The organism is Pseudomonas frederiksbergensis, from assembly GCF_003732705.1.
Taxonomy (GTDB): Bacteria; Pseudomonadota; Gammaproteobacteria; order Pseudomonadales; family Pseudomonadaceae; genus Aquipseudomonas; species Aquipseudomonas frederiksbergensis_F.
This window is the reverse complement of sequence record NZ_MOBR01000043.1, coordinates 18,353-34,152: the sequence shown is the minus strand read 5'-3', so window position 1 is coordinate 34,152 and position 15,800 is coordinate 18,353. Positions and strand designations below refer to the sequence as shown.

The 15,800-nt window shown below is 57.3% G+C and carries 15 protein-coding genes; 6 read left to right on the top strand and 9 right to left on the bottom strand.

What is annotated here, in order from left to right; genetic code table 11:
• Positions 1-87: 87 nt before the first annotated feature.
• Positions 88-699 (bottom strand): NAD(P)H-dependent oxidoreductase, encoded by a 612-nt coding sequence (locus BK667_RS30300; protein WP_123599779.1) that lies wholly within the window; start codon positions 697-699, stop codon positions 88-90.
• Between the two features lie 85 nt (positions 700-784).
• On the opposite strand from BK667_RS30300, the gene BK667_RS30295 reads away from it, so the two are divergent.
• The gene (locus BK667_RS30295) at positions 785-1,411 is read left to right on the top strand and encodes a TetR/AcrR family transcriptional regulator (RefSeq protein WP_123511827.1); all 627 of its coding nucleotides are present in this window, start codon (positions 785-787) and stop codon (positions 1,409-1,411) included.
• Between the two features lie 266 nt (positions 1,412-1,677).
• Here the strand turns inward: BK667_RS30295 and BK667_RS30290 are convergent, their stop codons facing one another.
• On the bottom strand, positions 1,678-2,310 hold the full coding sequence (locus BK667_RS30290) for a TetR/AcrR family transcriptional regulator (protein WP_123511824.1): 633 nt from the start codon (positions 2,308-2,310) through the stop codon (positions 1,678-1,680).
• 163 nt (positions 2,311-2,473) lie between these two features.
• Here BK667_RS30290 and BK667_RS30285 point away from each other — a divergent pair, with 163 nt between their 5' ends.
• Entirely contained in the window at positions 2,474-2,914 is a 441-nt protein-coding gene (locus BK667_RS30285; protein WP_123599778.1) for a hotdog fold domain-containing protein, read from the top strand.
• Between the two features lie 137 nt (positions 2,915-3,051).
• On the opposite strand, the gene BK667_RS30280 is transcribed toward BK667_RS30285, so the two are convergent.
• A complete protein-coding gene (locus BK667_RS30280; RefSeq protein WP_123599777.1) occupies positions 3,052-3,774 on the bottom strand; it encodes a GNAT family N-acetyltransferase in 723 nt (240 codons plus the stop codon).
• A 378-nt stretch (positions 3,775-4,152) separates the two neighbouring features.
• On the opposite strand from BK667_RS30280, the gene BK667_RS30275 reads away from it, so the two are divergent.
• The gene (locus BK667_RS30275; protein ID WP_123599776.1) at positions 4,153-4,890 is read left to right on the top strand and encodes a hypothetical protein; all 738 of its coding nucleotides are present in this window, start codon (positions 4,153-4,155) and stop codon (positions 4,888-4,890) included.
• A gap of 38 nt (positions 4,891-4,928) precedes the next feature.
• On the opposite strand, the gene BK667_RS30270 is transcribed toward BK667_RS30275, so the two are convergent.
• From BK667_RS30270 to BK667_RS30245, 4 genes are all read right to left on the bottom strand, one after another.
• Positions 4,929-5,732, bottom strand: coding sequence for a hypothetical protein (locus tag BK667_RS30270; RefSeq protein ID WP_123599775.1), 804 nt, complete (start codon positions 5,730-5,732; stop codon positions 4,929-4,931).
• Positions 5,733-6,840: 1,108 nt separating this feature from the next.
• Positions 6,841-7,404, bottom strand: a complete 564-nt coding sequence (locus BK667_RS30255; RefSeq protein WP_123599773.1) for a YceI family protein — start codon at positions 7,402-7,404, stop codon at positions 6,841-6,843.
• A gap of 139 nt (positions 7,405-7,543) precedes the next feature.
• Positions 7,544-8,281, bottom strand: a complete 738-nt coding sequence (locus BK667_RS30250) for a GIY-YIG nuclease family protein (RefSeq protein ID WP_123599772.1) — start codon at positions 8,279-8,281, stop codon at positions 7,544-7,546.
• Positions 8,282-8,337: 56 nt separating this feature from the next.
• Positions 8,338-9,249: a LysR family transcriptional regulator gene (locus BK667_RS30245; protein WP_259698265.1), complete on the bottom strand. Its 912-nt coding sequence runs from the start codon at positions 9,247-9,249 to the stop codon at positions 8,338-8,340.
• 136 nt (positions 9,250-9,385) lie between these two features.
• Between BK667_RS30245 and BK667_RS30240 the strand changes: the two genes are divergently transcribed.
• Both BK667_RS30240 and BK667_RS30235 read left to right on the top strand, forming a co-directional pair.
• Complete coding sequence (locus tag BK667_RS30240; protein WP_123599771.1) at positions 9,386-10,816, top strand: amidase; 1,431 nt, start codon at positions 9,386-9,388, stop codon at positions 10,814-10,816.
• Between the two features lie 316 nt (positions 10,817-11,132).
• Positions 11,133-11,780, top strand: a complete 648-nt coding sequence (locus BK667_RS30235) for a VOC family protein (protein ID WP_123599770.1) — start codon at positions 11,133-11,135, stop codon at positions 11,778-11,780.
• Between the two features lie 8 nt (positions 11,781-11,788).
• Here the strand turns inward: BK667_RS30235 and BK667_RS30230 are convergent, their stop codons facing one another.
• Complete coding sequence (locus BK667_RS30230) at positions 11,789-12,448, bottom strand: hypothetical protein (RefSeq protein WP_123511799.1); 660 nt, start codon at positions 12,446-12,448, stop codon at positions 11,789-11,791.
• Positions 12,449-12,545: 97 nt separating this feature from the next.
• The gene (locus tag BK667_RS30225; protein ID WP_123599769.1) at positions 12,546-13,904 is read right to left on the bottom strand and encodes an MATE family efflux transporter; all 1,359 of its coding nucleotides are present in this window, start codon (positions 13,902-13,904) and stop codon (positions 12,546-12,548) included.
• Positions 13,905-14,143: 239 nt separating this feature from the next.
• On the opposite strand from BK667_RS30225, the gene BK667_RS30220 reads away from it, so the two are divergent.
• Positions 14,144-15,724, top strand: coding sequence for an RNA-directed DNA polymerase (locus BK667_RS30220; protein WP_123599768.1), 1,581 nt, complete (start codon positions 14,144-14,146; stop codon positions 15,722-15,724).
• Positions 15,725-15,800: the final 76 nt, after the last annotated feature.

The following is a 15,800-nucleotide window of genomic DNA, read 5'->3' as shown; positions in this document are numbered from 1 at the left end:
CGCGAAGGCGTCGTGTCAGGCACCATTTTTCTCGACTGAACTGACGCTTTCGCGAGCAGGCTCGCTCCCACATTTGGACCCCGGTGTTCACACGGCTTCGGTCACTTCAGATGAAGTGAAGAGGTTTCTGCCCAGAGCCCGCGCGGCTTTCAGGTGAATCTGCGGCGCTTGAACTTCCGAGTCCAGCAACAATTCGGAGGTCACTACCCGCGCACCGCAGTATTCGAAAATGCCATGGTCGATCTGCGTCTTCATTGCCTCGTCGTAGCCATGCCGGGCAAAGGACCCTGCATCGGCGCCGCCCACGCCGACCAGATGAACCCGCAAGTGCCCCAGCTTCTGCACGAATGGCGTGTCCAGGCTGAAGTCGAACGCCCAGCCATTGGAAAACACCCGATCAATCCAGCCTTTGAGCAGCGCCGGCATTGACCACCAGTAAACGGGAAAGACCAGCACTAGCGCATCGGCGCGATCAATTCGTGCCTGTTCGGCGAGGACATCGGCGGGGGCGGCGGCCTCGCGATGATGAACCGCCATGTCCGCGGTGCCGAATCGTGGATCAAAACCTTGTGCCGAGAGGTCGGCGATTTCATAGGTGTTGCTGGAATCGACGGTGGTCAGGCCCTCGGCGATTTGCCGGGCAAGGCTGTGGGTGAGCGACTGAGGGTTGGGATGAGCCACAACGATAAGTGCGTGCATGGGCAAACTCCTGATTGAGAGCACAGGGCGGACCTTATATACTCTTGGTAAGTTACGATCAGTAAGTTACTTTTGGTACATAACTATGTCAAGCACCGAAACCACCGAGCACGACTCCACACCACAACCCCGTCGTCGCCTGTCACGGGAAGATCGTCAACGCCAGTTGCTGGACGTCGCCTGGCAGATGATCAGAGAAGAAGGCACGGATGCGTTGACCCTCGGACGCCTCGCCGAACTGGCGGGCGTGACCAAACCGGTGGTCTATGACCACTTCACCACGCGTTCAGGTTTGTTGGCGGCGCTGTATCAGGATTTCGATGCCCGGCAGACGGCGATCATGGACGCCGCGCTGCTGACCTGCGAACCGACCCTGGACAGCACGGCGGGCATTATTGCGTCGTCCTATGTGGCATGCGTGCTGACACAGGGCAACGAAATCCCGGGGGTGATTGCAGCGCTGGCGAGCTCGCCGGAACTGGAGAAAATCAAGCGTGAGTACGAAGGGATTTTCCTGAACAAATGCCAGGACGTCCTGCAGCCCTTCGCTGGAGCAAATGCCATCAAACCCGCGAGTTTACGGGCGATGCTCGGCGCTGCCGAAGCCTTGTCGAATGCCGCGGCAACAGGAGAAATCACCGCTGGGCAGGCCGAGGAAGAACTGTTCGAAACGATCAAGGCGATGGTCGAAAGAACAACCCGCAACATCTGACACAACCACTTCCCCCTGTGGGAGCGAGCCTGCTCGCGAAAGCGATAGATCAGTCAATATCAATGTTGAATGTTCTGCCGCTATCGCGAGCAAGCTCGCTCCCACATGGGGTCTGCGCGGGCACGAAATAATCAATCAACTCTGAACCTTTGTGGGAGCGGGCTTGCTCGCGAAAGCGCTGGGTCAGTCAATATAGATGTCGACTGACACGACGCCTTCGCGAGCAAGCCCGCTCCCACAGGGGATTGTCTGCAGTTGGGAGATCTTCATTGTTTGCGGGTTTCACCGGTGGAAATCGATCGCCACGCCGCTTCTGCCAGCATGTCCCGGTAGACCATCGGACGGCTCTTCACCCGGCCCGACAACCAGGTCCGGCAGTAGCTGTCCGCCTGGCCGATAATCAGCGACAGCATCAACTCGGCCGGTACCCCTTTCAACTCATCGCCCCGCTCCGGGGCTGAAAGCCATTCCCAGAGCTGGCGATTGCGGGTTTTGTTGCGGGTGGCCAGTTCATCTTTGAAAGGCCCTTTGGTCACGGCAAATCGCGCGTGGTACTGAAACCGTGCCCACTCGGGTTGGTGATCGACCCAATCCACATAGCTGTGCACCAACGCGTAAATCCCTGCTTGCGTGGTGTCGGCGTCGGCCAGGTAGCGGTCGCGAAGCTGAGCCTGGTCATCCAGCGCAGTGAAAAACAGCGCCGCCACCAGGCCTTCCTTGTTACCGAAATGGTGGTAGATCGCGCCCACGCTGGTATCGCATTCGGCGCGGATCATCTCGATGGTGGTGGCCTCGATCCCCTGTTCATTGAACAGCCTGAGGGCGTTTCTAAAAATGTCGCGCTTGAGTTCGGCTCGTCGTCCGGGGTAGCAGCGCTCGAGTAAATCTGCGGTTTCCATGCTGAACACAGGCCTGAAAAGTCAACGATAAGGCAAACGGTTGCCTACGGATAAGTGGCGCTAGGTTGACAGATTTCCTTTCGACCGAATACTGTTCCGTTACAGAACATTATTCTGTTACGGAACATCATTCTGTTAATCGACTCCTCAAAGAGGCTTCAACATGAACCAGTTTCTCAGCATGTTCACCAGCGCCGGCCCCGAAGCATTCAGCAAAATGGCGTGCAAGGTGGCGCCCTACTTCAGCAGCATTAACCCGCTGGTTTCGGAACTGCGTCCAGGCTACGCGAGCGTGCAAGTGCCCTTTTCCCGGGAGATCACCAACCACTTGGGCACCGTCCACGCGATTGCCATGTGCAATGCCGCGGAACTGGCCGCCGGGACGATGACCGACGTTTCGATTCCCGCAGGTGCGCGCTGGATTCCAAAAGGGATGACGGTGGAATATTTGGCCAAAGCCAAGACGGATGTGACGGCGGTCGCCAACGGGGAAGCGGTTGACTGGCTGACTGAAGGCGACAAGATCGTGCCGGTGGATGTTCATGATGCCGAGGGCAAGAAAGTGTTCACGGCGCGGATTACCATGAATGTGAAGCTTTCATAACGGCTCAGAGGCTTTTAACTGTAGGAGCGAAGCTTGCTCGCGAAGGGGCCGGCACATCCAACATCGATGTCGACCAATAGGCCGCCTTCGCGAGCAAGCTTCGCTCCTACAGGGGATTTGTGTTGGGTCGGGAATGGTTAGACCAGGCGCAATCTTGGGGATGGGGCCGGCACCGCTTCATCCCCCAACCGCCCGCGCACAAATTCGTTGGCCTTGCGCGTCAGTTGATCCAGATGCCGATCCCGCTGTTTTTCCGCATCGGTCATCGCCCGTTTGCCGTTCTTTTGCAGCAGATACGTATGAATCTGCCGCACTTCCAGCGAGCTGTAGATCGGTGCCGTGTCCAGCACCGCCATCAAGCCGTCCGTGCCGTGGTCGCGGGTGCTCATCAGCACTTGAGTCCCGCGTACGCCCAGCACCTGAAAGCCCATCGCCTCGAAATACGGGACTTTGCCAACGCTGCACGTCAGTTCGGCGTGTGGATAGCGACCGACCATTTCCCGCAGCATCGTCCGGGCGACACCCTGGCCTCGATGGCTGGCATCGACGGCCATATACGCCACGCCGCACGCTTCGGGATCGTCCTTGACCGGCAGGTACAGCACAAAACCGATCACCTTTTCCGGATCATCCACGTCCGTCGCCACGATCAACTCAACCGTGATCCCCTTCGCCCCGTTCAACGCTTCCAGGTAGAGGTGAACCTCGTAGCCAATCGCGTATTGGTACACGTTGTACAGCAGGTTGCTCGGCGGCAGGGCCACGGCGCTGATGTCGGTCAGGTTATCGACCACCAGTTGTAGGATCTGGCTGGTGATGTGCTCGGGGCACGGTGTTTTGTAATGGCTGATCTGGGGCATTGCAGGGGCTGACTCCGGGAAACGGTTGCGAAGAGCGAGTGACGAGCGCGCCTATCATAACGCGCCTGCTCCCACAGGGGTTTGGCGGCTAGCGACCCTTTTGATACAACCCCGTTACGCAACCTGTTACCTGACTGACCGATATCGCCTCACCCCCGCCACGAATGTAACGCCAAGATACTTCGCCGCTCCGCCCCTCGCGCCTAGAGTGAGGCCGTCAATGTGCTTACAGGGTTGTGACACATCATCGGCACCGCCCGCCTCCCGCCAGTGGAGGCATGGAAGACCTGTCACGGGTGCTGCCTGATCGTTGGTCGGATTCGACGCCCGCTGCCCATTGATTGCCTAAACACAACCAAGACAGAACAGAGGGACACCATGAGTAAGTCAAGCGCTGCAAGTAACCAACAAGCATTGCACGACGACGTTCAAGCGGCGGTCAAGTCGCTCCTCGCCGCACCAACGGCCCTGAAAATCACCGACTACAGCAAAGTGCTGACGTCGACCCTGGCCGCCACGCAAAAAACGGTGTCGATCCAGATCGATTCCGCCGACCTCACCACGCTCAAGCAGAATGGCTACAAATTGTGCTTTGCAAAAAAGGTCGGTACGGAAGCCTATAACGTGGTCTGGCAGTCCTACGTCCAATACCTGAGTTTCAATGATTTCAGCTGGACGCCTCAGTATCAGTTGTTCGGCACCAACCAGTTCCAGGCCAACGTGCAGGTCAGAGCCTCGACCAACACGGTCAACATCGGCCTGGGCCAACAATCGACACTCGACAGCAGCGGCCTGCTGGGTGCGGCGGTATCCGGCGGCGCTGACACCGACATCACCCTGGTGAACAACTACGGTGCGATCCACCCTGGCATCAACCAACTGTCCACCGGACTCGATGGCGCCCAGGTCAGCACCCCGATCTACGTGGCCACGAATCAAGTGGTCACCGGTCAGGTTACGCTGAAGCCCGTTGAGACCATTCTTGTGTGGTTCGAGCAGAATGTGCAGACCAGCACCATGTTCAGCACCTCGCGCTCCAATGCCATCGAAGTTGATCTGACCAACGTCAACAGCGCAGCACGCCTCTACGTCGGCGGCGTCTGGAAAACCGTGTAACTGAAACATCAGGGGCAGCCTCGCGGTTGCCCCTGCTCTCAGCCATCGTCACTGCCCCGGGCAAAATAGCCCGTCAGCGACCGGCAGATAGACTCCGCCAGGTCCTCCTGAGTCGCGATGCCGTAGGGTCGATTGCGATCAAACTGCTCCGACCAGCGAATCCGCCCCTGAGCGACATCGATCAAACGCACCGAAGCCCGGACTCGGGCCGGTTCCACCCGTACGCTGCCCTCCAGCGAATAACTGCCGCGCCCTGCCCGTCCCGGTAACGGCGTTTTTACGCTGCTGCGTGGCACATTCATCAACATATGGCTGGCACGGGTCTGAGTCTGTTCGAATGATTCGAACAGCTTGCAGCTCAACTCTTCGCACAAGCCGCGGGTAAAGTCGTCGCCATCGTGGGTGATGCAGGTAAACGGCTGGAGTTGCAAAACCGGATGCAGGGTGCCGGCCAACCTGGGCCGGAGCCGCTCATACGCCAGCCGATAACTGCCGGCCGGCACACTCAAGCGCACCGGGTCGTGCTGGCCCAGGGTGGCGTAGTAACTGGCGAGCTTGCGCCGCAACCGACCAACCTGCACTCGCACCACCGGATCGTCGCCTGTGCAATAGACGGCCGGATCACGGCGAAACACCGCGATACCAATGGCATGCTCGGTGAGCGGTGTATTCGAGAACTGAAGGTCATGTTCGACCAGAAAAATCAGCAGGCCGCCCATCCGCCGAGACTTGGCGAACAATGGACTGGCCAGGAGCAGCGCCAGCACGCGCTCCACTTCTTCGCGAACGAACAACTCGGGAACAGCATGCGCACTCGTATCGGCAATGCGTTTGATCACCATCAGTCTGCCTCCTTGCAGATTGTCGCGTTCAACTCGGGTGTTGCACCGGCGTAGCTTAGCAGCTGGGGGGGATAGCGTAGTGGCACCTTGATATATCGCTGCCACGAATAGGGGTTAACCACATATTCGGCGTTCAGCGGCGATCCATTGTGGGAGCGGGCTTGCTCGCGAATGCGGTGGGTCAGTCAACTTCGATGTTGGATGGGCTGGCCTCTTCGCGGGCAAGCCTTGCTCCTACAGGGGATTGGGGTTGACCATAAATGCTGCGTCAGCCAGAGATCCAGTGTGGGAGCGAGCCTGCTCGCGAATGCGGTGGGTCAGTCAACTTCGATGTTGGATGGGCTGGCCTCTTCGCGGGCAAGCCTTGCTCCTACAAGGGATTGGAGTGTTCAAAAATACTGCGTCCACTGGAGATCCAATGTGGGAGCGAGCCTGCTCGCGAATGCGGTGGGTCAGTCAATTTCGATGTTGGATGGGCTGGCCTCTTCGCGGGCAAGCCTCGCTCCTACAGGGGATTGGGGTTGACCATAAATGCTGCGTCAGCCAGAGATCCAGTGTGGGAGCGAGCTTGCTCGCGAATGCGGTGGGACAGTCAATTTCGATGTTGGATGGGCTGGCCTCTTCGCGGGCAAGCCTCGCTCCTACAGGGGATTGGGGTTGACCATAAATGCTGCGTCAGCCAGAGATCCAGTGTGGGAGCGGGCTTGCTCGCGAATGCGGTGGGGCAGTCAACATCAACTCTGAATGTGCCGGCCTCTTCGCGGGCAAGCCTCGCTCCTACAAGGGATTGGAGTGTTCAAAAATACTGCGTCCACTGGAGATCCAATGTGGGAGCGAGCCTGCTCGCGAAGGCGGTGGGACAGTCAACTTCGATGTTGGATGGGCTGGCCTCTTCGCGGGCAAGCCTCGCTCCTACAGGGGATTGGGGTTGACCATAAATGCTGCGTCAGCCAGAGATCCAGTGTGGGAGCGGGCTTGCTCGCGAATGCGGTGGGACAGTCAACTTCGATTCTGGATGTACCGGCCTCTTCGCGAGCAAGCTCGCTCCCACAGGGGATTGGGGGTGTTCACACACGCCGCATTCAGTGGAGGTCCGGTGCGGGGGCGGTTATTGCTCCGGCGCGACGATGCGAAAGCGGATGTTGATGTCTTTGGACACCACACCGTCCGCCCATTCGCCCTCGCCGATTTTGAAGTCATCACGGTTCAGCGCGAATTCGCCGACAAACACGCCGATGCCGTTTTCCGGTTTCAACTCGACTTGAACCTGCACCGGGTGGGTGACGGTTTTCAAGGTGAGGTTGCCGGTGAACAGGTAACGGTTGTCACCGAAGGCTTTGACGCTGGTGGATTTGAAGATGCCCAGCGGGAAGTGCTCGGTGTCGAACCACGCCGGTTTTTGCAGTTCCGTGTTGGCATCGCTGCTGCCGGCGTCGATGCTGGCGAGCTGGATGTTCAGCGCGGCGTGGGCCGCTGAGGGTTTTTGCGTGTCGAAATCCAGCGTGCCTTCGAACTGGCCAAACGTGCCGTACACCCGCGAGCCAAATTGGCTGTAGGTGAAGCTGATCTGGCTGGCGGCGGCGTTGACCTGGTGGTATTCGACAGCTTGAACGCCGGAGGCGAAGACCATGACGCCAGCAATGGCGGCGCACTGCAGGAACCGAAAGCGCATGAGATTCTCCGGTCAGGCTATCTATGGTTGGGGTATCGGGCGTGTTGGCCAGCGATGGGTGGACTAAAGCAAAGAACCGCCGTTTATTCCACTGGCGCTGGCCCGAACGAAACAAACCCGACGTTTAATAACGCCGCACTCAATCGGTTTCAATCACCAGCGATTCAAACAGGCGGGTAAATTCGGCAATCGCCGGCTGGATGTCGCGCTCAAACGCCAGATCATAATCGTCGCGCCGCCCCAGGCTCTCTTCACAGAGCCTGGCAAGCCAGTTTGGCGTAATCAGGGTGAATTCGCACTGATCAACCACCGTGCCGGGCGCATGGCATGTGGCTTGTGTGATCAACCTGAATCGCCGCCTCGGCGCGGTTTCTGGCGATTGAGCGTTAAAGAGTTCATGCATGCGCAACTCGTCGGCCGACACCGAGTCTTGCATCGTCAGCACCAGACTGACGAACGTATCCGTCGCGGCGCCGCCACTCAGTCGAATATGGTGAGCAAGTGCAACCGTGCGGGCGATCAGCGCGGTGGTTTCCCGCAGGCAACGCGCCACGTTGGACACATCGAACGGGTAGTTCAGAGACTTGGATTTCCAGGCATTCCGGCGGCTTTTTTTCACCAAGCCCTTGGGCGCCTGGAAGGGCTTGTGCACCCGATTCCACTTCGGGTTTTCGACAATGATTGCGTGTTTTTCCGCTTCAGCAGCCAGTGCAAGATTGGGAAACCGTTCTATCTCGATCGAAGCGATGTCGTCGGCCCATCGGGATGACCGTCGGTGCTGCGACAGCCGGGCGACGGTGCTCAGCGAGATGCCGACGTAAAGCAGGTTTTTGGCCGAATCAAAATGTCGGTACAGCTCTCTACCTCGAGTCGCCATGTGCAATAGACCTCCCTGGTCAATGGTGAAAACGTTTCGAGGCTACTAATTCGCTATCACTCTGTCCAGTCGTGGGAAATTTCCGACCCGGACATTCGCTCCTTCAAATACTTGATAAACGCCGTCACCTTCGGCGATGGCAAATGCTCCCGCGCCGTGACTGCATTCAGATCCTGCGGCGGGCCGATCCACTGCGGTAACACCCGACACAACCGCCCTGCTTCAACGTCAATCTGCATGCTCCGGTCCATCCCAAGACTCAGCCCTTCGCCGGCAAGCAATGCATCCTTTAACAACGCCGGGTCGTTGGCGATGATGGTTGGCTCAACCCGATAATTGCGCAACTTGGCGCCCGCCTTGCGCAGCGGCCAGACGTAACCGACATCGCGCCGGGCCTGATTCAGCACCAGCGTGCGATGCTCAATCAACGCGTCAGGCGTGACCGGCGCGCCATGGCGTTCGATGTACTCGGGTGCGGCGTAAATGCCCGTGGCGTAACTGGCCAGCCGCCGAGCCACCAGACTCGAATCCGGCAACGCGCCGAGGCGCAACGCCACGTCGATTTCCTCCCCGACCAGATCCAGCGGCACATGGGACGCCAATATCTCAAGCTTGATCTCCGGATACGCCTGTCGAAAACCCGCCACCAGCGGCGCAAACCAACTGACCCCGATCGAGTACGGCACCGTCACCCGCAACCAACCGCGCGGGCCATCGCGCAACTGATGCACCGCCAGTTCGGCGTGCTCAAGGGTCGCGGCGATGTCCTTGCATTGCTCGTAATAAACCGCCCCGGCCTCGGTCAGGCTCGACTGGCGGGTGGTGCGACGCAGCAGTTGCACGCCGATGGCCTGCTCCAGTTCGCGCACGCGGCGACTGACGGTGGTCTTGGGAATCTGCAACGCCTGGGCCGCCGCGGTAAAGCTGCCCAGGCGCACCACCCGCACGAACACTAGCGTGTCATTCAAGTCCCGAATCATGGAAATGCCTGTGATGGTGGAATCGCTGGATTGTGCCACCATCGGCACATTCCAAACCGCTTTTATGGGCTAATCAGCTATCAGCGCTTTACCTATGATCGACTCTCTCAACGGGAGATTGCTCATGAACCTCAACGAATACGCAGCCTACGACGGCATTGGCCTCGCCCAATTGGTGGCGGCTGGCGAAGTCACCGCAGCAGAACTGGCCGAACTGGCGATGGCCGCCGTGCACCGGGTCAACCCGCAGATCAACGCCGTCATCGAAACCTGGTCACCCACCGTCACCGAAGGCTCGGGCCCATTGGCTGGCGTGCCGTTTCTGATCAAGGATTTGGCGATCACTTCGGCGAGCCGGCGCGTGGAGTTGGGCAGTCGCCTGGCCCAAGGATTGGTCGCAGAATCCGACTCGTACCTGATGCAACGCTTCAACGCCGCCGGCCTCGCCACGCTGGGCCGCACCACCACACCGGAAATGGCCTTCAGCACCGAAACCGAATCCGCCCTGCAAGGCCCGACTCGCAACCCGTGGGACACCCGACTATCAGCCGGCGGATCGAGCGGCGGTTCGGGTGCCGCCGTCGCCGCTGGCATCGTGCCGATTGCCCATGCCACCGATGCCGCAGGTTCGATCCGTGTACCGGCAGCCTTCAATGGTTTGGTCGGCCTCAAACCGACGCGCGGCCGCGCCTCCAACGGCCCGGCCCTGGACGAAGTATTTGCCGGATTCGGCGCGCAACTCGGCCTGTCGCGAACCGTGCGCGACAGCGCGGCATTGATGGACATCGTTCAGGGCGGCGCGCCCGGCGATCCTTACCACACCGCCGCACCGGCCGAAGGCTTTCTGGCGCAAGTCGGCCGCGACCCGGGACGGTTGCGCATCGGCCTGCTCGACACCCCGTGGAACGGCGCCCCGCTCGACCCCGATATCGCCGACGCCACCCACGCCGTCGCCCGCGAACTCGAAGCCCTCGGCCACAGCGTCGAACCCGTCAACGCCCCGTTCGGCACCTCGTGGGACGCCTTCGTCGAAGCCAACGCCCACATCTGGTGTGCCACCCTCGTGCGCTGGATCGACGGCCTCGCCGCCGCCACCTCACGCCCCATCGACCGGACCACCCTCGAACCCGCCACCCTCGCCTGCTACGCCTACGGCCAACAGGCCCGCGCCGTGGAATTCGCCGCTGCGCTGGAAGTACGCAACCTCATCGCCCGTAGCGTGACGAGTTGGTTCGACGAATTCGATGTACTGCTGACCCCCACCCTGCCGCGCATGCCTCAGGCCCTCGGCACCTATAACCTCGGCGCCGAAAACATGGATGGCCTGCAATGGACGGCACGGGTGTTTGAACACTCACCGTTTACCCCGGTGTTCAACGTCGCGGGCACGCCGGCGATCTCGTTGCCGCTGGGAATGTCCCGCGGCCTGCCCATCGGCCTGCAATTTGCGGCACGCTTCGGCGCGGAAGAGGTGTTGTTGCGGTTGGCAGGACAATTGGAAATGGCGATCCCCTGGCATCAACGCCGCCCCGGCGTTTGGGCAGGCAACCAATAAATCCACCAACCCCTCAATTCCCCTGTGGGAGCGGGCTTGCTCGCGAAGAGGCCGGCACATCCAACATCGAAGTTGACTGATCCACCGCCTTCGCGAGCAGGCTCGCTCCCACACTGGATCTCCAGTGGACGAAATACGTGTGAACACCCCCAACCCCCTGTGGGAGCGTGGCTTGCCCGCGAAGAGGCCGGCACATCCAACATCGAAGTTGACTGATCTACCGCCTTCGCGAGCAGGCTCGCTCCCACATTATTGGAGGGTGTATAAAACCTGAAAGGGAACCCGGCAAACAGAACCTCGCAAAGGCACGGAGCACATGAAAAGCACCCTCGACCACCTCGCCATCGTCGCCCCCGACCTAGCCACCGGCTGCGCCTTCGTCACCCGCGCCCTCGGCATCGACCTGCAACCCGGCGGCGTTCACCCGCGCATGGGCACCCACAACCGGCTACTGCGCTTGGGCCCCGACACTTACCTGGAAGTGATCGCCATAGACCCCGCCGCCAAACGCCCCGACCGGCCACGCTGGTTTGCAATGGATGACCTGGCTTTTGATGCGCCACCACGCTTGGCAACCTGGGTCGCCCGCACCGACGATATCCATGCCATCACCGATGCCTGCCGCGCCATTGTTGGCAATCCCGAACCCATGACCCGAGGCGCCTTGTCCTGGCAAATCACCATCCCCGCCGACGGCAGCCTGCCGCTGAAGGGCTCAGCGCCGACGCTGATTCAATGGGAGCAAACGCCACATCCAGCAAGTGCAATGCTGGATCAAGGCTGTGAGCTGGTGGCGCTGGATATATTCGATCCCAATCCCGAAAGAATTATGGCACTTCTTACCGCGATCAACTTTTCCGGCCCGGTTCATCTTCACGAATTGGCAGCGACTTCAACGCCCTACTTACTGGCGCATATCCAAACCCCTACCGGTTTAAAAACACTGCCCATTTCAAACCGGTAAACGTTTCGCTATCCGATCGGCACTTGCGCCGATTTGGATCGTGGGTAATTGAGCGCTTCGATCTCTGACGCACTCAGCTGGCCCGCTTCAAACTTCTCCAGCATGGCGCCGGCGACCTTGGCTTTCGGGTGATCGTCCTGATAAGCCATTTTGTGCTCGCCCAGGTAGTCGCTCAAATTCATGGAATAACCCACCACTTGGCAATTTTTGTATTTGGCCCTGCCCATGATGTTTTTGAACCGTGCGGCAAACGACTTGTTATCTCCTTCAGGCACGCCAGAGAAACACGCATAAATTTTGATGGTTCCGGCAAAAGCCTCGGTGAGCGGTAATTTCCTGGCGAACAGTATCGCCAGCTCCACGGAGTTAAGACCGACCTTGCCACCCACATCCTTGGCAATCAGGTCCAAGCCCGGGGCGCAGTGTCCGCACACATAAATCTGATCTTCAGGGCCGGCACAGCCAGCAATCGCTACTTTGAGTTCTTCAAGTTGGCCCAGATGAAAAAACTTATAGGGTTCGAAGCCCTCAGGGATCTTTCCCGTCTCGCTGTCCCTGAGTTTATCGAGTTTGCCGCGCCGGGCGTTCGTCCAACTCTTCTTCGTCTGAGTGGCCTGCCCCGTCAAGTTATCGAAGGGGAAAATAACAATCCGTTTGCCCTTGTTCATGATCTATCCCTGCCAGTGGGAGCACCTGAATCACAGGACCGGGGCGAGCCGTTCCTGCGGTGATATCAAGCCTAGCATCCAAACAAAATGATCGCCCTCACACCAACCGCTCAATCTTCTGATGCCGCCAAACAAACTTGTAATACGCCGTCTGCAACGCCAGCATCCCCAGATACGCCACCGGAAACGCCATCCAAACACCCTGCAATCCGTACTCCGCATCCAGCAGATACGCCACCGGCAACTGCACCCCCAGCACGCAAACAATCGAAATCACCATCGGCACCAACACCGTGCCACTGGCCCGCATGATCCCGCCGATAATCGCCTGGAAGCCAAACACCAACAAACTCCACAACATGATGTGCAGCAGATGCTCAGCCATCGCCCGAGTGGAGTCCTCCGTCAGGAACAACCCCAACAACCAGTGCGACAACAAATACCCCAACAACACCAACCCACCGGTCAAACACACATTAATCAAAATCCCCGTGCGCAAAATCGGCGTAATCCGCTCCAACCGCCCCGCCCCAATCGCCTGCGCCCCAAGAATCGACGCGGTAATCGCAATCGACAACGCCGGAAACTGCACGTAATTCACAATCTGCGTCACCGCCCCATACGCCGCCGTCGCCTGGGAACCGTGCTGATTCACCAACGCCAGAATCACCAACTCCGACGCCGACAACACCACCATCTGCAACCCAGTCGGCAACCCGATGCGCAACACCTTGCCCAAAATCGCCAAATCCAACCGCATCGCCGCAAACATCTCCCGATCCGGCGCCAACGGATGCCCCTTACGAATCAACCGCCACGCCAACCACCCCATCGCCGACAAATTCCCCGCCAACCCCGCAAACGCCGCACTCTGAATCCCCATCGGCGCAAAACCCAACCAGCCTTTTATCAAGGCGGGCGTCAGCGCCAGACCAATACACGTCGACACCACCAACGCCACCAACGGCGACACCGTATCGCTGACCCCGCGCAGCAACTGCGTGAACAACACATAGACCAGAAGCGACGGCATGATCCACATCATCACGTGGGCGTAGGCCACGGCGTCGTCCAACACATCGGCCGGCGTCCCCAAACCCTGCAACGCCGGCCTGGCGAACACACTGCCCAACACCGCCGCCACCAACCCGATCATCGCGCCCAACAACAGGGTTGTAGCGGCGATGGTTTTTACCAGATGGGTTTCCCGAGCGCCCCAGGCTTGGCCGATGAGCACACCCGCGCCCGCGCCGAGGCCGATGACCAGGGCGATGAAGAAAAAGACGATTGGGAACATGCCGGAGACGGCTGCCAAGGCTTGGGTGCCGAGCATTTGGCCGATGTAGATGCTGTTGATGGTGCCCGACATGGATTGGAGGAAATTGGAGAGGACCATGGGGGCTAGGAAAAGGAGGTAGGTTTTCCAGAGGGGTATAGCGGGGCTGGGGGTTTGCATGCGTAGGGCTCGGGGTGACAGTGATCGAGGTGGGTGGAGTCTACGTCATGGGGAAATGGGATCGCATTGGAAAAAGCGGGATTTGAGATTTCTTGGTTATTTAGAGGCTGGCATGGCGATTTGCGACTACTTTGATAGTGGCACATAGAATCGTGGACTTAGGGACGTTAGTTTTTTAATGCACGTCAAAGAAACGAAGTGTTTTTTGAAGTTCTATAAACAAAGATAAAAGGACTAACATGCCATTAATTCTTTCAGACGCAGCATTAGACTGGGCGCTTAAACACGCACTTACGTGGAGTGACACTGACATATTTCCCGACTTATTTGAATTCAAAGCAATCTCCAGCGACTGGAACAACGTAAAGGCATCAATCCAAAATATAAACATTCTTGAATGGAAAGTTCGGCCATATCGCAGATGCCTTGTACCAAAACATAGATTCGGATTTAGAATCTCAACACAACTCGATCCTTTAGACTTCTTAGTACTAACCGCGCTAACTTATGAAATCGGCGAAAAACTTGAAGCGTATCGAATTCCAGTAACAGACGCGACTGTCCATTCCTATCGATTTAAACCCGACGCAGATGGAAGAATGTACTCCGAAAGTTCCACATACAGAACTTTTCAACAAGCATCTAGGACAATCTGCGAAGGTTACCAACCAACTCATATCGTAATCGCCGACATAGCAGACTTCTTTCCCAGACTCTATACGCACCGAATCGACAATGCGCTGGACAGTGCTCTAAGTATAGGGCACATGCACGCGGAGGCAATTAAGATGCTCATAGGGCATTGGGCAGGAGCGTACTCCTACGGAATCCCAGTGGGCTCCGCCGCTTCGCGTCTAATAGCCGAAATAACAATATCGGATATTGATCAGCTTCTATTGTCTGAAGGCGCTCGCTATATTCGCTATTCGGATGACTTTAGATTTTTCTGTAAATCGGAAGCAGAAGCTTATAAATACTTAACCATAATTGCACGCGGACTTCTTGAAAATCACGGACTAACTCTTCAGCAAAATAAAACAAAAATAGTTCCGATAGAAATTTTCCGCCAAAAGTATCTTAGAGAAAATGAAAAAAGGGAGCTTGAAACACTATCGGAGAGATTTTACGAATTATTAGATGAAATTGGCGTAGAGGATGTTTATGGAGAAATAGATTATGATGCTTTATCGATAGAACACAAAGCAGCAGTCGACCATCTAAATCTAGAAGGCATTCTAGAAGAACAAATCGAAGAGGATGAGCCTGATCTTTCCCTCATTAAATTCTTACTACGTCGACTAGCGCAGCTTGGCGATACGTATGCAACAAATTTGATTTTTGACAATTTCGATAAATTTGTACCCGTCATTAGAAAATGCATGGAGTACTTATTGCATCTAGACAATCTCCCAGCTGATCAGAAAGCCAAACTCGGGTTAAAACTTATTGACTTATATCGCAGCGACGCATCAACAGCTTCCCACCTAGAATACTCACGAATGTATATGCTTAGGCCATTTGCATTAGATGGAGAATGGAACTGTGACAATCAATATGTCAATTTATACAATGATTCCATTGATGAATTTTCACGCCGCGAGATTCTTCTAGCAATGGGGCGTAGTAAAAAAGATTTTTGGTTTCGAAGCAGAAAACAAAATTTACAAGAAATGACCCCTTGGGTTCGCCGAGCGTTTATTTATGGGGCATCCTGCTTACCTAGTGATGAGTACAAACATTGGATAAGAGGTATCGACGGACAGTTAGATAATGTCGAACGTGCGGTAGCTCAATGGGCTAGAAAACATCCAATTGCATAATCAAGCTATTTACTTAAGGTAGGTTCGTGAAAAGGAATAGACAGTTTCCTGCTGCCTACGAGCCAGTCTTCTTAGC

What these genes read in the sequence shown, in the direction of transcription:
- BK667_RS30295 (WP_123511827.1), top strand. Translation starts at nt 785, where the DNA reads ATGTCAAGCACCGAAACCACCGAGCACGACTCCACACCACAACCCCGT.
- BK667_RS30275 (WP_123599776.1), top strand. Translation starts at nt 4,153, where the DNA reads ATGAGTAAGTCAAGCGCTGCAAGTAACCAACAAGCATTGCACGACGAC.
- BK667_RS30290 (WP_123511824.1), bottom strand. Translation starts at nt 2,310, where the DNA reads ATGGAAACCGCAGATTTACTCGAGCGCTGCTACCCCGGACGACGAGCC.
- BK667_RS30230 (WP_123511799.1), bottom strand. Translation starts at nt 12,448, where the DNA reads ATGAACAAGGGCAAACGGATTGTTATTTTCCCCTTCGATAACTTGACG.
- BK667_RS30240 (WP_123599771.1), top strand. Translation starts at nt 9,386, where the DNA reads ATGAACCTCAACGAATACGCAGCCTACGACGGCATTGGCCTCGCCCAA.
- BK667_RS30250 (WP_123599772.1), bottom strand. Translation starts at nt 8,281, where the DNA reads ATGGCGACTCGAGGTAGAGAGCTGTACCGACATTTTGATTCGGCCAAA.
- BK667_RS30235 (WP_123599770.1), top strand. Translation starts at nt 11,133, where the DNA reads ATGAAAAGCACCCTCGACCACCTCGCCATCGTCGCCCCCGACCTAGCC.
- BK667_RS30280 (WP_123599777.1), bottom strand. Translation starts at nt 3,774, where the DNA reads ATGCCCCAGATCAGCCATTACAAAACACCGTGCCCCGAGCACATCACC.
- BK667_RS30270 (WP_123599775.1), bottom strand. Translation starts at nt 5,732, where the DNA reads ATGGTGATCAAACGCATTGCCGATACGAGTGCGCATGCTGTTCCCGAG.
- BK667_RS30255 (WP_123599773.1), bottom strand. Translation starts at nt 7,404, where the DNA reads ATGCGCTTTCGGTTCCTGCAGTGCGCCGCCATTGCTGGCGTCATGGTC.
- BK667_RS30285 (WP_123599778.1), top strand. Translation starts at nt 2,474, where the DNA reads ATGAACCAGTTTCTCAGCATGTTCACCAGCGCCGGCCCCGAAGCATTC.
- BK667_RS30220 (WP_123599768.1), top strand. Translation starts at nt 14,144, where the DNA reads ATGCCATTAATTCTTTCAGACGCAGCATTAGACTGGGCGCTTAAACAC.
- BK667_RS30225 (WP_123599769.1), bottom strand. Translation starts at nt 13,904, where the DNA reads ATGCAAACCCCCAGCCCCGCTATACCCCTCTGGAAAACCTACCTCCTT.
- BK667_RS30300 (WP_123599779.1), bottom strand. Translation starts at nt 699, where the DNA reads ATGCACGCACTTATCGTTGTGGCTCATCCCAACCCTCAGTCGCTCACC.